The organism is Acinetobacter tianfuensis (assembly GCF_003611465.1).
In the GTDB taxonomy this organism is placed as follows: Bacteria; Pseudomonadota; Gammaproteobacteria; order Pseudomonadales; family Moraxellaceae; genus Acinetobacter; species Acinetobacter tianfuensis.
The window spans coordinates 20604-41108 of record NZ_RAXV01000015.1; the positions used below are offsets into that span (position 1 = coordinate 20604).

The window sequence follows — 20505 nt, forward strand, 5'->3', positions numbered from 1 at the left end:
TAATGTCCCTGGTGTCACAAAAACGTGTATTTGGAGCTCCAGCAGCTTTATTCAAAACCTTGGTTATTTCTGCTGCGGCTGTTTCCGCTGCGGCGCTTACTGGCTGTGCATCAAAACCGCAGGTGAATAACACAGCACGTTATGCAGCTGCGCCTGACTTTTATACAGTCCGTTCTGGTGACACCTTAAGCGGCATTGCTGCCCGTTATGGCTTAAGTTATATCAGTGTTGCGGAAATGAATGATATTGCTGCGCCTTACCGCATTTTTGTCGGGCAGTCGATTCGTTTGAAAAACAGCGGCGCGCGCCGTACAGCGGCAGCTCAGCCAATTGCGCCGCCAACACAAATTCAGCGTCAATCTATTGCGCTTCCGCAAAATAATCCATCATCAGTGACTCCGGCGCCAACGCCAGTAACGCCATCGGTGACACCTGCAGCGCCAGCGGCATCTTCTGCATTAGGCTGGGTACGTCCAACAGCTGGCGCAGTGATTGAAGAATTTAACCTAGCCGGCAATGTAAAAGGCATACGTTACAGCGGTGCGTCAGGCGCGCCAGTTTTGGCTGCCGCAGATGGTCAGGTGGTTTATGCTGCCGACGGTTTGAAAGAATATGGCAATCTTGTCTTGATTAAGCATATTAATGGTTACATTACGGCTTATGCTCATAACAGTAAAATGGTAGTCAAAAGCGGCGAAAATGTGAAGGCTGGCCAAAAGATTGCAGAGCTTGGTTCTAGCGGTGCAAACCGGGCTATGCTTGAGTTTCAAGTCCGCTTAGACGGCAAACCTATCAATCCGGCGACAGTTTTATCAAATAATTAAAAAACTAATGCAAACGCATAATTTCACCGTATAATACAATGAGTTGCTTTTATCAAGTGATAAGAGTGTCTCATAAGTTTATGAGGGAAATTTATGTTAGATCAACTTCGCGCAATGGGTGTGTTTGCTTGCGTAGTAGAAAAGAACTCGTTCAGCGGCGCTGCGCGTGAACTTGGAATTACAACCAGCGCCGTAAGCCAGCAAATCCGTTCACTTGAACAGGATATGGAAGTTGTACTTCTGCACCGTTCTACACGAAAACTAAGCCTGACCGAAGCTGGACAGGCTTTTTTTCATAGCTGTCAAGAAATGCTGTCAGCAGCAGAGCGCGGAAAAATCCGTATTAACGAGCTGCGTGATGATCTCGTTGGAGAATTACGTATAGCCTCTACACCAGAGATTTGCGCAAATCATGTCATTCCAGCTTTGTCACATTGGATGTCTGCACACCGCGGTTTGTCTGTGCATTTAGAAGCTGATCATCAGTACATCGATTTAATTCATGGCCGTATTGATCTTGCTTTGCGTATGAGCGCTAAAATTGATGATCCAAATGTAATCGCAGTGCCTTTAGCGCATGTGGAGCAAGTGCTGGTTGCCGCGCCTAGCTATATTAATCAGACATCATTGATTTCACGTCCAGAAGATTTAAAGCATCATGATTTGCTGCTGGCAAATGTGATGAAAGATTGTCAGCACTTTTCTTTCAGGCATAACAGCGGTGAAGAAGTAAGTTTAGAAATAGAATCCCGCTTTTCGACCAATAATATTATGGCGGCAAAAGCGATGTGCATGCAAGGGCATGGCATATCACGTCATTTATATTTAGATGTACAAAAAGACTTGGTCAATGGCGCATTGGTCGAAGTATTGCCAGAGTGGAAATTACCAGCATTTACCTTGTATGCCGTTATGCCAAAAAGTGATCAGCAGCCGACCAAAATTCACCGCTGCCTGGATGCATTAAAGCAATATTTCTGTCAATTGCCGGGCGGACGAATGTATCAAGAAAACTATCAATATCTTTTATGTATTAATCAATAATTTTAAAGTATTAAAAAAGCCGCTGAAAGCGGCTTTTTTTGATCAAAACTTATGCTAAATAAGCTTTTACCAGTTTTTCAATACGCTCAATCAGCTGGTCTGCTTGTTCTTGCGTAATATTCAATGCTGGTAATAAACGAATCACAGAACCCGCTGTTACGTTCATGATTAATTGATATTCATCACGTGCTATATCAACTAATTCAGCGCAAGGTTTTGGCAGTTCAATACCCAGCATAAGGCCAAAACCGCGTACTGTGACATTCAATCCATTTAACTTTTCTGTCAATTGCTGCACGATATAAGCGCCTTTTTCAGCGGCATTTGCAACAAGGTTTTCTTTTTGAATCGTTTCAATTACGGTATAAACCACACGAGAACCTAGCGGTGTGCCGCTATAGGTAGAACCGTGGTTGCCTGCAGTTAAAACGCCAACACCGCGGCCTTGAGTCATGACTGCACCAATAGGGAAGCCGTTGCCTAAGCCTTTTGCTGTAGTTAGAACATCTGGAATGATATTGGTGTGCTGGTAAGCAAAGTATTTACCAGTACGGCCGTTACCAGTTTGCACTTCATCCAGCATCATCAGCCAGTTGTGCTGGTTACAGATTTGACGTATTTCTTCTAAATAGCTGAAACCTTGAGGAGCAGTGTTTACGCCGCCTTCACCTTGAATAGGTTCTACTAAAATTGCAACGATGTCGGGATGATTGATGGCTGCTTCTTCAATGGCTTCAATATCACCAAAAGGTACGCGGATAAAACCTTCAACTAGCGGTGCGAAACCTTCTTGCACTTTTTTATTGCCAGTTGCTGAAAGCGTTGCCAAAGTACGGCCATGGAATGAATGATCTGCCACAATAATTTTAGGGTTTGCTACACCTTGTAAATGGCCAAATTTGCGCGCAATTTTAATTGCGCCTTCATTTGATTCTGCACCGCTGTTTGAGAAGAACACTTCTTCCATGCCTGCAGCTTCTGCCAGCTTTTGCGCTGCTGCAGTTTGCCAAGGCACTTCAAAGATGTTGCTGGTATGAATCAGCGTTGCAGCCTGTTCAGTGATCGCGGCTGTAATCGCAGGATGTGAGTGGCCTAAACCGCAAACGGCAATACCCGTTAGCGCATCAAAATATTCTGTGCCATCTTCTGTATAAAGATAAGAACCTCGGCCTCGGACAAAGCTGATCTGTTGACGGCCGAATACTGGCATCAAGTGAGAGGGTTGATCAGTTTGCACAGGCGCAAGGGTAAAGTTATTCATAACGAACTCTTATCTGATAGGTAGATTGAAAAAATAGATTTTGGCGCCATCTCTTAATAAAGCGTCAATGTTTTCTATATAAGCAAAATCTCCCCATGATTTAAAGCCCGATTGTAAATAAAATTGGAAATATTGCTTTAGTCATACTGTTTCTGCCAGTTTTGGGTATAATGTGATGCAGATTTATTGAGGATTTATCAATGACTGAACAAGCACGTGATACAGAAGCGTTAATTCGTGATCAAATTGCTAAACACGCAGTTCTTCTATATATGAAAGGCACTCCACAATTTCCACAGTGCGGTTTCTCTGCACGTGCGGTAGAGGCGCTCAGTCAAATTGGCCGTCCATTTGCGTATGTAAATATTTTGGAAAACCCAGATATTCGCGCTACTTTGCCGCAAATTGCAAACTGGCCGACATTTCCGCAATTGTGGATCAACGGTGAGTTGATTGGCGGCAGCGACATCATGTTGGACATGTTCCAAAAGGGTGAATTGAAATCTTTAGTTGAAGAATTCAGCCCAGCACCTGAAGCTTAATTCAGTGCGTAAAAAAAAGCACCTTTAATAGGCGCTTTTTTTGTATCTGAAATAAGCCTTATTCTGGGCTTGTTTCAGCTGTTTCCGTTTTTTCAGCAACAGCACTGTTCTGCTCCGCGTCAGACTTCGCTTTTTGCTCCGCTTTTTTCTTTTTTTTGTCTTTCTTCTTTTTTTTCTTTTTCTTGCTGTCTTCTTCTTCAAATTCAGCGCCGTCTTCCAGCGCTTGCCAGTATTCCAGCTGATCCATAACCGCAGCATAAATTGAATTTTTGCTGTAACGGCCTTTTTTATCCAATGTGCCTACAGGGCGGGCCATCAAAATTTCTAAGGCTTGGTCAATGGTATCAATAGCGTGGATGTGGAATTGACCATTTTTTACAGCTTCAATCACATCTTTGCGCAGCATGAGATGCTGCATATTTTGGCGCGGAATAATCACACCTTGCTTGCCTGTTAGACCTTGTAATTTGCAGGCATCATAGAAGCCTTCAATTTTCGCATTCACGCCGCCAATCGGCTGAACTTGACCCAATTGGTTCATTGAGCCAGTAATGGCCCAGGACTGATCGATCGGCAGCTGACTAATCGCGGAAATGAGTGCGGAAAGTTCAGCGACTGTTGCACTGTCGCCATCAACTTGACCATAGCTTTGTTCAAAGGCTAAAGCTGCAGAGAAGTGGAGCATTTGTTCACGGCCAAAATGCGCTTTTAAGAAGCTGGACATGAGTAATACACCTTTGGCATGTAATGAGCCGCCCAGTTCTACGCTTCGTTCAATATCTAAAATGTCGCCGCCGCCTTGGTAAACGGAAGCAGTTAAGCGCGAAGGCAAGCCGAACTCAACATCTGCATAATGAATGACAGACAGAGCATTGATTTGACCTAAGCGGTGACCGCGGGTTTCAATCAGCTGTGTGCCGCGGGACAGGTCTTGCCAGTATAGTTCACGTAAATAGCCTAAGCGGTATTTGCGGTGATCCAGCGCGGTATTGATATGCTGATCTGTAACTAAGGTATCGCCAGCTTGCGCGGCATGATGATGCGCTTCACGGATTAGATCGCCTAAAGTCAGCGCATGCAGCGACAGAGAACTTTGATCTTCGGCCTGACGGCTGGAATCTGTCAGTAAGGCAGACAGGGCTGTGCGGTCAAATGGCAGCAGTTTGTCTGACTGCACATAATCTGCAATGAGCTGCATATAAGCTTGTTCATTTTCTTCGTTGCGCTGAAGAGTATCGGTAAAATCTGCACGGATTTTAAATACGCTGCCAAGTTCAGGTTCAAGCTCTAAAATTTCATAGTAAATTTCAGGTTCTGCCAGCAAAATCACTTTTATGTTTAGCGGAATGGATGCAGGTTCAATAGAAATGCTGCCCGTTAACGTCAGCATGTGTTCTAAAGAAGATAATTTTAATTGGCCTGATTTCAATGCGCGTTTCAGCCCTTGCCATGCATAAGGCTGTTCCAGCAGCTGTTCAGCTTCCAGCATAAGGAAGCCGCCATTAGCTTTGTGCAATGCGCCTGGACGGATGAGCGTGAAATCTGTGGTAATCGTACCATTTTGTGTCAGCTGTTCTACATGGCCAAGCAGGTTGTAGTGTGTAGGGAAGTCATCAAAAATGACAGGAGCGCCTGAATTTGGTTTATGCGTCACAATAATGTTCGCTTGGTAGCGTGACGGCACACGGCTGAATACGCCTGGACGGAAGTCATCTTCTTCCTGTTCCAGCACCACTTCAACATTGTTAATGATGTCTTCGGCATAGTATTTTAGATAATTTTCTAGACCTTTGACTTCGCTGAATTTGTTCAGCAGCATGTCTATACGCGGCATCACTACTTGTTTCGCGATATCACGGTTTAAGTGCTGTACTTGGTCACGGGCATCATCTTCAAGGTTGCCTAAATGCAGGCCGAGACGATCGAGCTTTTTATCCATATAGCGGATATTGGCCGCAATTTCAGCGCGTTCTTTACTGTTTAGCGCATTGATGTCTTCTTTAGACATTTCCTGCAATTTATTGTCTATGACATGTACTGGCACAAAACAGTGTTCATCGTCTTGAGTAATGAGCTTCAGGTCTAAATCTTCGCCTTCTTTCGTCAGTTCAAAAAGCGCCTGATTTTGCTCATCGCCAGTTTGCTGGCGGATCAACTCAATATTGTTATGATAAGTTTCAGCCGTAAAACGGCGTTCCAGCTGCTTTAAAACAGTCAGCCAAGTTTGATGCAGCTGAGTTTGAAATTTTGGCGCTTGGCCTGCTGGCAGCTGCAGTGCAATCGGCTGGCGTGAGGCTTGGAAATTATTGACGTATACCCAGTCATTTGGCGTTTGCATATTTTTTGCATGCTGCTGCAGCAAGCGTTTAATCATGGTGCGTTTGCCAAGGCCCGCTGTCCCCACAGCAAAAATGTTGTAGCCCGAATATGGCAGGGCAATACCTGCCTCAACAGAAGCACGTGCGCGGTCTTGACCTAAAAAATTGTTCAGCGGTTTGAGTCTTTTGGTTGAAGTCGGTATTTTTTTCAGGTCTGTCAAATACGTAAGCTGTTCAGCTTTCAGTTGAGTTTTTACCAATGTTTGTTGGATCTCGGGTTGATCAAATACGCTGTTTAAGGTTTTTTGAAGTTCTTGTTCGTTTTTGGTTTCAGTGCTGGCAGAGAGTGAAGATTGAATATTGTCGAGTTTTTTAGTCACTGTTTAATCCAAAACAAAATAAATTACGGCAGAATTTAAAGGTATACAGTATTAGTGCTAAAGATCAAGCAAGAGTACAGATATTCTCGATAAAATTACGTATGTAAATTATAAATTGTATTGAAACAAAGCGAATTAAGCGATTGAATAGCATCAATCGTTTTTGACAAAAATAATGTAATGACAACACAAGCTTCAGGATGGAAATCTGCATTTACAGCGTTTTTGGATAAGCGCGCACTGATCATGCTGTTTTTAGGCTTTTCAGCGGGTATTCCAATTCTGCTGATTTTTTCCAGTTTATCGCTTTGGCTTGGTGAGGCAGGCATTGATAAAAGCGCTGTCACATTTTTCAGCTGGGCAGCATTGGGCTACTCTTTTAAATTTGTCTGGGCGCCTTTGGTGGATGAGCTGCCGGTTCCTGTGCTGACAAAACTGCTTGGCCGGCGCCGCGCTTGGCTGTTGATTGCGCAGTGCCTGATTATTGCCGCCATCGCCATTATGGCATTTTCAGATCCAGCGTTAGGGCAAAGCTATTTATATCAAATGGCAGCAGGTGCCGTGCTGTTAGGTTTTTCAGCGGCGACACAAGATATTGTCATTGATGCTTACCGTATTGAGCTGGCTGAAACTGAGATGCAGACGGTGTTGGCATCTACATACAATGCTGGCTATCGTATCGGTATGATCGTGGCTGGTGCAGGCGCATTGTTTCTTGCGGCTTATTTAGGTACAGCCAAAGGCAATTATATTTATGAGGCTTGGCGTACGACATATTTAGCCATGGCTGGAGTCATGCTGGTAGGTATTGTGACCACTTTATTGATTCGTGAGCCTCAAGTTGAGCGCGCGGTTAAAAATTATAAGCGATTTGATTATTACCGTTTAGTCGGTGTGTTCTTTGTGGCTGTGGTCAGTTTTGTCTTGAGTTATGTTGTTTCTGGCAATGCGGTTGAAGCGCTCAAGTCGCAATTTGCTGTCAAAGATTCATTTTTGCTGTTCTGTTTAGAAGCTTTGCGTTTTATTGGTTCAGGCGCAGCAGCTTTAGCTGTAGGCTCTGCATTGGTGAAAATAGGTGCAGTCAACAAGCAAATGGCTTATGAGACATGGGTCAATCCAGTTGCTGATTTTTTTAAACGTTATGGCTTAAAACTGGCTTTGGTGCTATTGCTGCTGATTGGTTTTTACCGTATTTCAGACATCATTGCTGGGGTCATTTCGAATGTGTTCTATCAAGATTTAAACTTCAGTAAAGAACAAATTGCAGAAGCGGTAAAAGTCTATGGCGTAATCTTCAGCTTGGTCGGCGGCTTTTTAGGCGGCTTGCTGGCGCAGCGCATGAATATCATGAAACTGATGTTTGTCGGTGCGGTTTTGGCCAGTTCAACCAATTTAATTTTTATTGGTCTGGTAAAATCAGGTCAGCCATTGTCAGATGTAACGGTTCAAGCAGCAGGGCAGAATTATACTGCGCAGCCAGATGAAACAGGTGCTTGGAGCATTCTTGTACCGCAAATGTCATTACAAAGTTATGGCGAAATTCAAGTCACAGCCGATTATGCAAAAGAACAGGCCGCACCTGTCACTGTTAAAATGCCATATCTCAGTGCATTGCAAAGCTCAGGTATGATTGTATTACCTGTGACAGCGGATAACGTGATCAGTGCGAATGAAAGCTCAAACAGCATTGTTGTACGCGGACAATATGCAAAAACACTCGGTGAAAACCAAAAGCTGCAGTTCAGCTTGGATGGTCAGGATTATGATGCCAAACTGGACAAAGAAGGCATCTTTACTGCGGCTATTCCTGCAGAAGCTTTGGTGAAGTCCGATAAACAAACCATACAGGCCAAGCTGCTGGAAAATACCGCTGTGGTCAGCAGCATTTCACATCGTTACAGCGTGAATGGCTCTGCCAATATGGCTGGCGTATTAGATATTGATATACAGCCGATTCAGCTGAATAATGCACAAAACGGGCTTGTTGAAATTAAGGGCAAGGTCATCAAATCCTACAGCTCACTTTGGCTGTATTTTGCCATTATTGTAGATAACTTGGCCTCCGGTTTAGCAGGCGCTGCCTTTATTGCCTTTTTATCCAGTTTAACCAGTGTGTCATTTACAGCAGTGCAATATGCTATTTTCAGCTCACTCATGACACTGACACCTAAGATTTTAGGCGGTTATTCGGGTACTATAGTCAGCAACATCGGCTATCCAAACTTCTTTCTGATGACAACCTTAATTGGTATTCCAATTTTGATTTTAGTGGTTTGGGTTGGAAAATTACTGCGTGATCATAATAACGCACAATTGAACGGAAAAGGTGAATAACAATGCGCATGCTGCATACCATGTTACGTGTAGGCAATTTAGAACGTTCTTTGCAGTTCTATACCGAAGTACTCGGTATGACTTTGCTTCGTAAGCGTGATTATGAAGAAGGTCGTTTTACATTGGCATTTGTCGGCTATGGCGATGAAGCCAATCATACTGTGCTTGAATTAACCCATAACTGGGATACAGACAGTTATGAATTGGGCAACGCTTATGGCCATATCGCAATTGGTGTCGATGATGCTTATAAAGCCTGTGAAGAAATTAAAGCGCGCGGCGGCAATGTCGTGCGTGAAGCAGGTCCAATGAAAGGCGGTGTAACAGTGATTGCTTTTGTTGAAGATCCAGACGGTTATAAAATTGAGCTGATTCAGCAAGATCAAAATGCCCGTAATAATTAAGTGAACAGGTGGAATTGTTTTAATATTACTTAAATAAATATTGAACATATCCGCTAAAGACTAGCTTTAATTATTTAGCCCAGTAAGATGAGTTTACCTAAAGGTAAAGAAGTCTCTGGGCTTTTTTATGAATAATCATAATGACAGGATGTTGATATGTTAAAACTATTGGCGTTGGATCGTTTTACAATATTGCTCATGGTTATGGTGGTATTGGCAACTATTGCTCCAATATCAGGGCAGGCTGCAGATGTTTTTGGCATCATTACAACAGCTGCTATCGCAATTTTATTCTTTTTACATGGGGCTAAATTGTCCCGTGAGGCTGTAGTTCAAGGACTGATGCATTGGCAATTGCATAGCTTAGTATTTGCTTTCACTTTTGCCGTTTTTCCAATTTTAGGTTTGATGGCTAAACCCATTTTAGTTCCAATGTTAGGGCAGGAATTATATTGGGGTTTTTTATTTATGTGCTTCTTGCCGTCTACAGTTCAATCATCTATTGCCTTTACATCCGTTGCTCGGGGGAATGTCGCGAGTGCTGTCTGCAGTGCGTCATTTTCAAATATTATCGGTATGTTCATTACTCCAGTGATGGTGAGTTTTTTCATCCTTGGGCAGACACAGCATGATTTTGATCCGACCTCATCGATTATCCAAATTACGCTTCTGCTGTTAGTTCCGTTTATTTTGGGCCAGCTTTTGAGGCCGTATGTTTTTCCATATATGCAAAAAATGCCCAAGATTGTAAAAGTATTTGATCAGGGTTCAATTTTAATGGTGGTGTATGGAGCATTCAGCAGTGCAGTTGCCGCAGGGTTATGGAACCAAGTCAGCGGCAAGACGTTGATGCTGCTGATATTCGCTTGTTCGGTTCTATTGACGATCACGATGCTGATGGCTTTATTTGTGCCGCGCTGGCTGGGCTTTAATAATGCGGATCAAAAAGCAATTTTCTTCTGTGCGTCAAAGAAAACGTTAGCCAGCGGTGTTCCTATGGCGCAAATTTTATTTATTGGCCAGCCTTTAGGAATGATTGTCTTGCCAATTATGATTTTTCATCAGATTCAGCTGATGGTCTGCGGTGTGATTGCAAACTATTGGTCTAAGCAGCCAGAAGAAGAAGCTATAGAGCTAGAGCAAACTTAATCGGTTTGCTGTGGTGAGCTGAAAGATTTCATTTGGTTTGCTCTATTTATTAATGTGCTGGCTTCGGCTATAATATGCCTCAACTTGTTGCGCTTAGCCCTGACGGTATCCGTTTCGGTGGGCCAAAAGAATGGTCTGTTGTGGTGTTGGTCTGCCTTAGGCATGTCCTCCATATTTAATGGAGAGTGGCCAATTGCGATGACAGCAAAACCTTCTTAAACTTTATGGAGTAATCGACGATGCGCGCCGATATTCACCCAAAATACGAAACATTAGTTGCTACTTGCTCATGCGGTAACGTTATCGAAACTCGTTCAGCTTTAGGTAAAGAATCTATCTACCTAGACGTATGCTCAGCTTGCCACCCATTCTACACTGGCAAACAGAAAAACGTTGACACTGGCGGCCGTATCGATAAATTCAAACAACGTTTTGCTGGTATGTCACGTTCTATCAAACGCGGTTAATATCCAAAACGAAAAAAGCAGGCTTTCAGCCTGCTTTTTTTTATTCTTAATTAAGTACTTGCAGCAGTTTAACTTAAGTAAAAAAAGGCGCAGTTATGACTGCGCCTTTTTATTTAACATTCAGGATGAGATGAGTTATTGGTCCTGAACATCAATTAAATGATCCAGTTTTTTCTGGAAGTAATCACCTTGAATAAAGCGGGCATCTACATTCCAAGCATTGGCAAACAGTGTCATATCATTTAAACCGCGAAGCATAATAAGAGCAGGGCGGACTTCATTGAAACCCGCAATTTTAACTTGCAGCTCTTCACAGGCTTTATCTGTTGCCAGCATGTTGGTCAGATTTGGATGTAATGTCAGGCAATTTACATCAATTTGCTCCAGCAGTGTGCTGCTGAACATCGAGTTGCCAAAGTCACGGATTGCAATTTCAGCACCATTGCGGCGAAGTTCTACAATTGTTTTTTGCGCATGAGCAAGGTTTTGATATACATCATCTTCGGCAAATTGCAGGATGAGCGGATGGGCTTGCTTGCTGCGGATAATACTGAGCAATTTTGATATAAAGACAGGGAAGTCACGGTCTTTTAATAAAATTTCTTTGTTTAAATTAATAATCAGTTTTGCATCAGGGTATTGGGTAATGAAATTGTGCAGCTGTTTGCATGACTCAACCATAATCCAGCGGTCAAGTTTGATCGACAGTTCTGCATCTTCCGATAACTCTTTCAGCTCAGAAATATCACACCATTTGTTTTCAAAAATGAAGCCGCTAGTGACCTCATATGTATACATATTTTGGTCTTCTTTGTCATATAGCTGCTGATATTTAAGATGAATTTCACCAGCTTCCAGAGAGCCGCGCAGCGCTTTAATTACAGCAGGTTCATTCAGTACATTTTGAGGAATAAAGGCTGCTTCAGGCGTTTGAAAACTGATGGCAGGAATAGAGGATTCTTTAGCTGTGATTGGCGCAGCAATAGGCTCAAGAGTTGGAGCGAACTGAATTTCCGGTATAGAAATTTCCAGTTCAGGCGCTGGCTGATTTTGCGGAAGTTTAGTGATATAGGCTTTACTGACAAGCTGATCGAAAATATCTTCATTTTGCAGTTCGCTTTCCACTAGGCTATAACCCAAACGCAGATTGAGCGCTAAGCTCTGATTGTTTACATTAATCAGCTGCGGTTTGCTTAAAGAACTTAAACCAATCAGTTTAGATTCAAGTACTGTCTGTGATTCGGCTTGAAATAAGGCAGCAATTACGCCAGCATCTAATTTAAACAAAGGCGCATTGGTTTGCTCTTTGATAAAGCTGTGTACTTGCGCGAAATAATCTTTCAGGGTTGCCCAGTCTGATTTAAAGATCTGCTCTGGCGCAGCGGCCAAGGAGAACAGTACTAAGGCATTTACTTTAGCGGGCTGCTTCGTCATTGTCCGTTTAAAGAGCTGAAAAGCATTTGGTTTTACAGCGGGGTTAGCTGCTTCTGTTTTGGTACCGGCGCTGCCAATATCAATTGCAATTTGCAGTGCATCTTCTTCAGCGGCAGAGATGAATTCGAGTTTTAAAGGATTATGGCTGGCAACATTTGCGTGTAATGATTCGACATCGAAACGGCCTAGGTCTAATTGTCCTTGGCTGATCTTTTTAAAGCGTGATTTAAAGCTGCTGAGTTCTGCTGGCTGAAGCAAGTCTAGTAATGGCAGCCCAATAATGTCATCTTCAGATTTTAAGCCAAACAATGCTAAATATTCGGCATTGGCTTGAATATGAATGCCTTCTTGAATGACAGCAACTGCTTTGTGGCTGTCTACAACGAGTGACTGAGCCTGAGTCTGGGCAGTTTCTAATTCATCCATCAGCTGTGTTTGAGTTTGCATTAGCCTGCTGAAAGACAGTGCGCGGACTAAACCTAAGTAAAAACGGTCTTGATATTCAAGGTTTAGAATATCGTAAATGCCTTTATGTATATAAGCAGGATATTGCTCAGCCTGATAATCATCAGGCTTAAGTAAAATCATCGGTAAATTCGGCTGCTTGGACAAGCGGATCAGGCTCAGCGCTTGTTCATACTTTAAATCATAAGCGCGGCCGAAAATAACCAAGTCCCAATTCAGGTTTAATTGCTTTTCAAAACCATGTAAATCATCAAGTAAAACAGCTTCAACTTGGTGCTCACTTTCAGTCAGCAGATCACGAATTTGGTTATAACGTATCTGATTGTCATCGATAATGAGTAAACGTGTTTCCGTATGTTTTAACTTTTTGGACAATAATGGATTTCTCACTTCAATGCTTCCCATAAATCGTGATTTTTCGTTTCATTCGCTTGTTTGCTGATAAATTCGGAGATCAGGTGTTCTTGCTGATCATTTAATAATTCATATTCAAAACGGATAAAGCTCTGCGTAATCAGCTGCGCTTTGGTTAAATAAACTTTTAATTCTTCTTTGCCTAAACGCAGGTAAATCGTTTGTTTTTCTCTAAATAAGTTGGAACCAGGCAGAATCAGCGTTGTAGATACTTGATCCAGCTGAGAGGTCTGCATCAGCAGAGCGGGCTGATAGTTGTGGGTATGAAGATCTGTACGGATATGGCCAGAACATGGGTACAGATCTTGAGATAGAACCTCTAGACCCAATTCAAGGCTCTTTTCAGCAGATTGTTTAATCCAGCGGATCACACCGCCGCGCCATAAGCTTTTGGCATTTTCCTGTACCAAAATAAACTCGCCAGTTTTTAAATTGGCAGGGGTTTCACCAGTCCATTTAATACGGTAACCGTTAACACTGATATCCAATACTTCTGCGCTGTGAATTTGTTTTGATTCACGGTCCAGCGCCTTAGCATTGGATACATTGGTATTCAAGCTGTTGCTGTCCATTGAATTTAAAAAGCCAGTTTCACTTTGCATTTGATAGCTGTTATCCAGCTGTAACGTTTCCTGCAAAGTTTTGCCTTTAGAGAGGTAAAAATGTGAAACGGCAAGACTGAAGCAAATATTGATATCTGCAGAGTATTCATAACGTTCATGCTTACGCTCGATATTGTTAATGAGCAGATTATGAATATGGAAATGCAGTGCAGGCGTTAAAAACAGTTTTTCATTTTTAGATAAATACTGGCCATTTTTAGTTTGTGTTTCTGTTAAATGATCCGGCAGGTTCTGTGTGGAAATAAAAATATTGGCTTTGTAGTGTGATGCTTGATGCGAATTATAAATAGGCGGATGGTCTTTTGAGCTGTCCACAATATAGCGCGAAAGCGTGGTTTCTTTCGGCATGATTTGAATCAGTTTTGCCCAGTCTGCGCTGCACATAAACAAGCCTTGAATTTCTGCAGGGCGGATTTGGTTGGTATTGAAAATATCCAATAAAATGAGCTGTGCATAGACTTGTGCAATTGTGTTTACCTCATGCTGTGTACCAAGTAATTGATTGATATTGGTTTGATCAAAATTATTTTGAATAGCGTAATCAATCAGCTGGTGCGCAGCGCGCCACTGGCTCGGGATTGGCGTGGTGTAAAGCATATGCTGCTGGTACAGCAACAAAGCCAGCTGCTGAAGGGCATAATAAATTGAAGCGGTTCTGGCTGTCTGCAGACTTTTTTTATGGCCGAATGAAAAAATTGAAAACTTTTGCTGGCTGAGCTGAGTATTGCAGCGCATGGCAATATCAATATATATCTTTGCGAAATAACTGCGCAGCAGCATGGCAAGTTCAATAATTTGATCATTGCGGTCAGTGGTAATCAAACTATGATTGGCAAAATGCTTTTCGAGGCTGGTCAGCACATTTTCCAGTGTTGGATGCAAAATTTGAATCAGGTCAAAGCGGAGCATTTCCTGGCATTTGAGTTCTGAAATTTCAAGCAGCGCGTTAAATAAGGATTTAGACGAAGTCCCCAGTTGTAATATGGAGATATTGTTCAGCCATTCCTGCAAACCTTTTGCATTTGTAGGACAAAAACTGAGTTTATCCAGTTTTAGTTCAGTCGAATTCTGAAATATATCTGAAGTGCGCTTAGTCATCTTTATTATTTAACTCAAAAAGTTGAAACCCCAAAAAGCGGTGTTTTGTTTTTTTCGCCCGCAATTTCCCGAACAAGTTTAGGAACCAAATAGCCTGGTAAGTTCGCTAAAACCTCTTTGTAAATCTCATCTATGTCTTGTGGCAGACGATCAAAATGATGTGCGCCTTTTACTTTATCAAGAACATGTAAATAGTATGGCATAACGCCAGCATCAAATAAGCGGCTGCTTAATTTGACTAAAACGTCAGCAGAATCATTCACCCCTTTGAGCAATACTGCTTGGTTCAGTACAGTAATTTGCGCTTTGACCAGCTTGGAAAGCTGATGGCAAGTGAAATCATCTAGTTCTAATGCATGGTTTGAGTGTACCACCAGAATAACCCGTAGCCTACTGTTTTTTAATATGGAAATAAGCTCTTCATCGACACGGTTGGGGATTACGATAGGAACCCGTGAATGAATTCGCAAAAATTTTAGCTGCGGCAAGCTCTCTAATCTTTCAATCCAGAGTTTTATTTTGCGGTTATTTAAGGTGAGCGGATCTCCGCCGCTTAAAATGACTTCATTAATATCAGGCTGGCTTTGTATATATTGCTGAATGTTAAGCCAATCTTCATTTTTGGGCAGGTTTTCCTGATACGGAAAATGTCTTCTAAAGCAATAGCGGCAATGTACTGCACATGCGCCTGTCAGGGTCAGTAAAAAGCGGGATTTGTATTTATGCAGGACCCCTGGCTGCTGATTGGCTTGTTCTTCACCTAGAGGGTCTGTGACAAAACCCTCATGATCTTCTGTTTCCAAATGGTGCGGAAGCACTTGCAGCAGCAGCGGATCAAAAGGGTCGCCAGCCTTCATTTTTCCGACGAATGCACGCGGCACACGTAATTTAAACTGTTCAGCTGCCAGTTTAGCGCCTTCGAGGAATTCATCTTGAGAAAGCTGGAGCAAATCGAGAAGTTCTGCAGGATCTGTAATTAAATCACTGAGTTGAGATTGCCAGTTTTGCTCTTGGTATAAATAGTTTATCATGCTGTGTGTTTAAAAATACGTGATGGATAGCGTTAGGCAAGTCATATGCAGCATTGCCGTCCTATTGATCTGGTGTGTTGAGTGCAAGGGATGGGGCTGGACCATATTTCTATGCAAAGAAGTATGGCATAATTTTAGCGATTCGCAGCGTGAAGGGAAACCGTTTCTGGTTCTTTCGCATGCGCCTTAGGCAGCAAACAGTCATTCATTGCATTTTTATGCTGGAATTTGTTCGTTTTGCTTTTATAGAATGTTAAAATAATCAATACGTGTCTTCTGCATCAGTTTTAAGCCCGCATATTTTATATGCGCAATGGGCCTAATGCATTCATAGATTAAAGTTAGTAAGTTTGGAGCGTGCCAGTCATGGCCTATTATTCTACAAATGATTTCAAGTCTGGCCTAAAGGTTATGCTTGACGGCAACCCATGTTCAATCATGGAAAATGAATACGTAAAACCTGGTAAGGGCCAAGCGTTTAACCGTGTTAAATTACGTAACCTTCGCAGCGGTAAAGTGTTGGAAAAAACTTTTAAATCTGGTGAAAATTTAGAAGCGGCTGACATTGTAGAAGTAGAAATGGAATACTTGTACAACGATGGCGAAATGTGGAACTTCATGGATCCTGTATCATTTGAGCAAATCGCAGCTGACAAAACAGCAATGAGTGATGCTGCTAAATGGTTAAAAGACGATTCTAACGAAAAATGCACAATTATGTTATTTAATGGCGTGCCATTGAACGTAACTGCACCGAACTTCGTTGTGTTAAAAATCGTTGAAACTGATCCAGGTGTACGCGGTGACACTTCAGGCGGCGGCGGTAAGCCTGCGAAACTTGAAACAGGTGCTGTGGTACGTGTTCCATTGTTCGTACAGCAAGAAGAAAGCGTTCGTGTAGACACTCGTACTGGTGACTATTTAGAACGTGCATAATGGTTTATAAATAGACTATTATCGAAAGGGATGATGAAAATCATCCCTTTTTTTATGGTTATGCATTCCAAAGTCGTAGAGGAAATCATTTGTCAAAGGAGTAAAGTTTCATTGGAAGAAACAGCAGTACCTCGAATTAGAAAAACAGCTGATTTAGTTACACAGAAATGAGGGATTGACATGGATCAAACGCAAACGAAGCCAAGCTTGGTTTCGAAATTTATCTGGCTATTTGTCGCCATTTTAGGTGCAGTATCTTTTGGCATATTAGCCGTCAGCCGGGGAGAGCATGTTAATGCTGTCTGGCTGATTCTAGCAGCAGTCTGTGTTTACAGTATTGCATACCGTTTTTATAGTTTATTCATTGCAAATAAAGTCTTTGAACTGAATGAACGGCGTTTAACACCAGCACACCGCTTAAATGACGGTTTGGACTATGTTCCGACCAATAAAGGCGTATTGTTTGGCCATCACTTTGCCGCAATTGCGGGTGCAGGTCCGCTCGTTGGCCCAATTTTGGCAGCCCAAATGGGTTATTTGCCAGGTACAATTTGGCTGTTGGTCGGCGTGGTGCTGGCAGGCGCAGTGCAAGACTTCTTGGTGCTGTTTATCTCGACCCGCCGTGATGGCCGTTCATTGGGTGAAATGGCAAAACAAGAGCTGGGTTCATTTGCCGGCATCATTGTGATGCTTGGCGCACTTGGTGTCATGATCATCATTTTAGCTGTTTTAGCGCTGGTGGTCGTGAAAGCATTAACCAATAGTCCATGGGGTGTATTCAGTATTGCTGCGACGATACCGATTGCATTATTCATGGGGATTTATATGCGCTATATCCGCCCAGGGAAAATTGCTGAAGTTTCAATCATTGGTTTTGTGCTGATGATGGCTGGCATTATTTATGGCGGTGATGTTGCGCAGCATCCGTATTGGGGCCCATTCTTTACCCTAAGCGGCACAGAGCTGACTTGGTGGCTGATTGGCTATGGTTTTGTTGCATCTGTATTGCCTGTATGGCTGCTGCTTGCACCGCGTGACTATTTATCTACCTTCCTGAAAATTGGTGTGATTGCAGGTTTGGCAATTGGTATTATGGTTGCGATGCCAATGCTGAAAATGCCGTCAGTGACACCTTTCATAGATGGCACAGGCCCTGTATTTGCAGGTTCAATGTTCCCATTCTTGTTTATTACGATTGCCTGCGGCGCAATCTCTGGTTTCCATGCCTTGGTGTCGTCAGGGACCACACCAAAACTGGTGAATAACGAAAAAGACATCCGTGTGATTGGCTACGGCGGCATGCTGATGGAATCTTTTGTTGCCATTATGGCCATGGTGTGTGCAACAGTATTAGAACCAGGGGTTTATTTTGCGATTAACTCGCCAGCTGCAGTTTTAGGAACAACTGTAGAAAGCGCTTCGGAAGCAGTGCGTAATTTAGGTTTTGTCATCACGCCAGAGGCCTTGACGCTGCTTGCTCAAGAAGTCGGTGAAAACTCGATTCTTTCCCGTACAGGCGGCGCGCCAACGTTTGCAATTGGTATGGCGCACATTATTACGGAAATTTTCAATAACCGCTCAATGATGGCGTTTTGGTATCACTTCGCGATTTTATTTGAAGCGCTGTTTATTTTGACAGCTGTGGATGCCGGTACACGTGCATGCCGTTTCATGGTGCAGGATACAGTCGGCATTGTTATTCCAGCGGTTAAAAACTCACATAACTTCTTTGGCAACTTGCTGGGAACAGCTGTTGCAGTTTCAGGCTGGGGGTTCTTTGTTTACCAAGGTGTAGTTGATCCGCTCGGCGGCATTAACAGCTTGTGGCCGCTATTCGGTATCGGTAACCAAATTTTAGCGGCGATGGCGTTAATTCTAGGTACGGTTATTTTATTCAAAATGAAGAAGCAGAAATATGTTTGGGTTACGATTATCCCAACAGTTTTCTTGTTTATTACTTCAATGACCGCTGGCTGGCAAAAAATCTTCCATGAAAACCCGAAAATTGGTTTCTTGGCGCAGGCAGACCGTTTTAATGCAGCGATTGCGAAAAATGAAATTCTTGCGCCGGCGAAAACCATGGCTGAAATGCATACAGTTGCTTTGTCGAATCAAATTAATGCAGCGCTTTGCGCATTCTTTATGATCGTGGCTTTTGTTATGTTATTTGCAGCGATTGGTGTTGTGCGCCGTGCTCTGGCTAGTCCAACGCCAACGGTAAATGAAAGTGAAGCTGTTTATCGTGATCCGAAAGACATTGTTGCATCGAATCAGCATTAAAAGGAGTCAGTGATGAATCTTAAATTTGCAAAAAGTGGAAAAACGGTGATTTATAAAATCATTAAAATGACCATCATGTCGCAAAAGGATTTGATCCTGAATCCGAAAAACTGGTCTCGAATTGCGACATTGTGGCAGCGTTTACAGCAAAGTTTTCGCTTGATGGTGGGAGTGCCGGATTACCAAAATTATTTGGAACATATGAAAAAGCATCATCCAGATTTAGAGGCGATGGACGCGAAAACTTTTTACCGCTATTGCGTAGATGCCCGTTATCCATCGGCAGGCGGCAATATGAAAAAATGTCCTTGCTGATATAGGATAAAAACTAAAACGGCACTTCGGTGCCGTTTTTTTATTTGCAAATAAGTAAAATAAAAAAGCGGAAAAATAAATGTGCCAGAGAAGCTGGTTTTAATGTGATGCACATCAAACTTCCTGTTTACGATATATTTTGTAAAATAAATCATGTGCTTGTAAATTTTGCATCTGCTTTAAAAACCTGTATGGTAAATACTTTAAAAGCTTTTGAATTGGGGAATACGGCGTGCTTGGAAAAAAAGAGAAAGCAGGGGGAATACAAATAGAAATGCTGGAAGAACAGCAGCTTGCAGTGTACTACCCGAAGATTCAGAAATATCTTGAGCACATCAACCAAATTATTTTAGATAAAAATCAGCAGACCAAACTGGCGCTGTGCAGTTTGCTGGCAGGCGGCCATGTTCTGTTTGAAGATTTGCCGGGTTTGGGAAAAACCACGCTTTCCAGTGCTTTGGCGCATTTGGCTGGCCTGCAATTTCAACGCATTCAATTTACCAATGACATGCTGGCAAGTGATGTCATTGGGGTGAATATGTTTAATCAAAAAGAACATCAGTTTGAATTTAAACAGGGGCCAGTATTTACGCAAATTCTGCTGGCCGATGAAATTAACCGCTGCAGCCCCAAAACTCAGAGCGCTTTATTGGAGGCGATGGAAGAGGGGTTTGTTACAGTTGATGGGGTGCGCTATGCATTGCCGCAGCCTTTTTGGGTGATTGCGACACAGAACCCGCTATTTCAAAGCGGTACTTATGCATTGCCTGAGTCGCAGCTTGACCGTTTTCTTATGCGCCTATCTTTGGGTTATCCATCTCGTAATGCTGAAAAAATGCTCTTGCAGCAAAGTTCCCGTCAGCAGCTGATTGCTTCATTGGCGCATATATTTAGCCAGCAGGAGATTTTAGAATTGCAAAATCTTGTCGGACAAATTTATGTAGATGAAAATGTACTGGACTATATTTTAGATTTGGCAGAAGAAAGCCGTAAGGGGCGTCATGGCTTATCTACCCGAGGCGTACTGGCTTTGAAAAAAGCCGCTCAGGCGCATGCTTTGGTGGAACAGCGTAACTTTGTTATTCCTGATGATGTGCAGGCGGTATTTGCCGCAGTGGCGTCACACCGGATAGGCATGAATGAAGATGAAACAGTACGTTTAATGCAGCGGGTTAATATCTGTTAA

Annotated in this window: 16 protein-coding genes; 11 read left to right on the top strand and 5 right to left on the bottom strand. The window is 42.7% G+C overall.

All coding sequences use genetic code 11. From position 1 onward, the window contains the following. Positions 1-2 precede the first annotated feature (2 nt). Positions 3-824 carry a peptidoglycan DD-metalloendopeptidase family protein gene (locus D7V32_RS08205; protein ID WP_120402404.1) on the top strand — a complete coding sequence of 274 codons (822 nt, stop codon included), beginning with the start codon at positions 3-5 and terminating at the stop codon, positions 822-824. Between the two features lie 93 nt (positions 825-917). After that, positions 918-1868: a LysR family transcriptional regulator gene (locus D7V32_RS08210; RefSeq protein ID WP_120402405.1), complete on the top strand. Its 951-nt coding sequence runs from the start codon at positions 918-920 to the stop codon at positions 1866-1868. A 49-nt stretch (positions 1869-1917) separates the two neighbouring features. Here the strand turns inward: D7V32_RS08210 and D7V32_RS08215 are convergent, their stop codons facing one another. Further along, entirely contained in the window at positions 1918-3129 is a 1212-nt protein-coding gene (locus D7V32_RS08215) for an aspartate aminotransferase family protein (protein ID WP_120402406.1), read from the bottom strand. 200 nt (positions 3130-3329) lie between these two features. Between D7V32_RS08215 and grxD the strand changes: the two genes are divergently transcribed. Beyond that, a complete protein-coding gene (gene grxD, locus D7V32_RS08220) occupies positions 3330-3671 on the top strand; it encodes a Grx4 family monothiol glutaredoxin (protein ID WP_120402407.1) in 342 nt (113 codons plus the stop codon). Positions 3672-3729: 58 nt separating this feature from the next. Here the strand turns inward: grxD and D7V32_RS08225 are convergent, their stop codons facing one another. Beyond that, positions 3730-6369, bottom strand: coding sequence for an ATP-binding protein (locus D7V32_RS08225; protein WP_120402408.1), 2640 nt, complete (start codon positions 6367-6369; stop codon positions 3730-3732). A gap of 180 nt (positions 6370-6549) precedes the next feature. On the opposite strand from D7V32_RS08225, the gene D7V32_RS08230 reads away from it, so the two are divergent. From D7V32_RS08230 to rpmE, 4 genes are all read left to right on the top strand, one after another. Next, on the top strand, positions 6550-8703 hold the full coding sequence (locus D7V32_RS08230; RefSeq protein WP_120402409.1) for an AmpG family muropeptide MFS transporter: 2154 nt from the start codon (positions 6550-6552) through the stop codon (positions 8701-8703). Between the two features lie 2 nt (positions 8704-8705). After that, a complete protein-coding gene (gene gloA / locus D7V32_RS08235) occupies positions 8706-9107 on the top strand; it encodes a lactoylglutathione lyase (protein WP_120402410.1) in 402 nt (133 codons plus the stop codon). 156 nt (positions 9108-9263) lie between these two features. Continuing rightward, on the top strand, positions 9264-10256 hold the full coding sequence (locus D7V32_RS08240) for a bile acid:sodium symporter family protein (RefSeq protein ID WP_120402411.1): 993 nt from the start codon (positions 9264-9266) through the stop codon (positions 10254-10256). 239 nt (positions 10257-10495) lie between these two features. Next, on the top strand, positions 10496-10723 hold the full coding sequence (gene rpmE, locus D7V32_RS08245; RefSeq protein WP_120402412.1) for a 50S ribosomal protein L31: 228 nt from the start codon (positions 10496-10498) through the stop codon (positions 10721-10723). Between the two features lie 135 nt (positions 10724-10858). Here rpmE and D7V32_RS08250 read toward each other — a convergent pair whose 3' ends face one another. Genes D7V32_RS08250 through epmB form a run of 3 tightly spaced genes read right to left on the bottom strand, consistent with a single transcriptional unit; the run spans position 10859 to position 15788 of the window. After that, positions 10859-13027 carry an EAL domain-containing protein gene (locus D7V32_RS08250; protein ID WP_120402413.1) on the bottom strand — a complete coding sequence of 723 codons (2169 nt, stop codon included), beginning with the start codon at positions 13025-13027 and terminating at the stop codon, positions 10859-10861. Further along, positions 13009-14757 carry a GTPase gene (locus D7V32_RS08255; RefSeq protein WP_120402414.1) on the bottom strand — a complete coding sequence of 583 codons (1749 nt, stop codon included), beginning with the start codon at positions 14755-14757 and terminating at the stop codon, positions 13009-13011. Before D7V32_RS08255 ends, D7V32_RS08250 begins: the two co-directional genes overlap by 19 nt. Positions 14758-14771: 14 nt before the next feature. Then, the gene (gene epmB / locus D7V32_RS08260) at positions 14772-15788 is read right to left on the bottom strand and encodes an EF-P beta-lysylation protein EpmB (RefSeq protein WP_120402415.1); all 1017 of its coding nucleotides are present in this window, start codon (positions 15786-15788) and stop codon (positions 14772-14774) included. A gap of 366 nt (positions 15789-16154) precedes the next feature. Here epmB and efp point away from each other — a divergent pair, with 366 nt between their 5' ends. From efp to D7V32_RS08285, 4 genes are all read left to right on the top strand, one after another. Then, positions 16155-16724, top strand: a complete 570-nt coding sequence (efp, locus tag D7V32_RS08265) for an elongation factor P (RefSeq protein WP_120402416.1) — start codon at positions 16155-16157, stop codon at positions 16722-16724. Between the two features lie 180 nt (positions 16725-16904). Further along, on the top strand, positions 16905-19004 hold the full coding sequence (locus tag D7V32_RS08270) for a carbon starvation CstA family protein (RefSeq protein WP_120402417.1): 2100 nt from the start codon (positions 16905-16907) through the stop codon (positions 19002-19004). A 9-nt stretch (positions 19005-19013) separates the two neighbouring features. Beyond that, positions 19014-19319 (top strand): YbdD/YjiX family protein, encoded by a 306-nt coding sequence (locus D7V32_RS08275; protein ID WP_171407616.1) that lies wholly within the window; start codon positions 19014-19016, stop codon positions 19317-19319. Positions 19320-19593: 274 nt separating this feature from the next. Next, on the top strand, positions 19594-20505 hold the full coding sequence (locus D7V32_RS08285) for an AAA family ATPase (protein WP_120402419.1): 912 nt from the start codon (positions 19594-19596) through the stop codon (positions 20503-20505).

Bases quoted from the DNA above. Each gene is read 5' to 3' on its own strand.
- D7V32_RS08205 (WP_120402404.1), top strand. From the start codon at position 3: ATGTCCCTGGTGTCACAAAAACGTGTATTTGGAGCTCCAGCAGCTTTA.
- D7V32_RS08210 (WP_120402405.1), top strand. From the start codon at position 918: ATGTTAGATCAACTTCGCGCAATGGGTGTGTTTGCTTGCGTAGTAGAA.
- D7V32_RS08215 (WP_120402406.1), bottom strand. From the start codon at position 3,129: ATGAATAACTTTACCCTTGCGCCTGTGCAAACTGATCAACCCTCTCAC.
- grxD (WP_120402407.1), top strand. From the start codon at position 3,330: ATGACTGAACAAGCACGTGATACAGAAGCGTTAATTCGTGATCAAATT.
- D7V32_RS08230 (WP_120402409.1), top strand. From the start codon at position 6,550: ATGACAACACAAGCTTCAGGATGGAAATCTGCATTTACAGCGTTTTTG.
- gloA (WP_120402410.1), top strand. From the start codon at position 8,706: ATGCGCATGCTGCATACCATGTTACGTGTAGGCAATTTAGAACGTTCT.
- D7V32_RS08240 (WP_120402411.1), top strand. From the start codon at position 9,264: ATGTTAAAACTATTGGCGTTGGATCGTTTTACAATATTGCTCATGGTT.
- rpmE (WP_120402412.1), top strand. From the start codon at position 10,496: ATGCGCGCCGATATTCACCCAAAATACGAAACATTAGTTGCTACTTGC.
- D7V32_RS08250 (WP_120402413.1), bottom strand. From the start codon at position 13,027: ATGGGAAGCATTGAAGTGAGAAATCCATTATTGTCCAAAAAGTTAAAA.
- D7V32_RS08255 (WP_120402414.1), bottom strand. From the start codon at position 14,757: ATGACTAAGCGCACTTCAGATATATTTCAGAATTCGACTGAACTAAAA.
- epmB (WP_120402415.1), bottom strand. From the start codon at position 15,788: ATGATAAACTATTTATACCAAGAGCAAAACTGGCAATCTCAACTCAGT.
- efp (WP_120402416.1), top strand. From the start codon at position 16,155: ATGGCCTATTATTCTACAAATGATTTCAAGTCTGGCCTAAAGGTTATG.
- D7V32_RS08270 (WP_120402417.1), top strand. From the start codon at position 16,905: ATGGATCAAACGCAAACGAAGCCAAGCTTGGTTTCGAAATTTATCTGG.
- D7V32_RS08285 (WP_120402419.1), top strand. From the start codon at position 19,594: ATGCTGGAAGAACAGCAGCTTGCAGTGTACTACCCGAAGATTCAGAAA.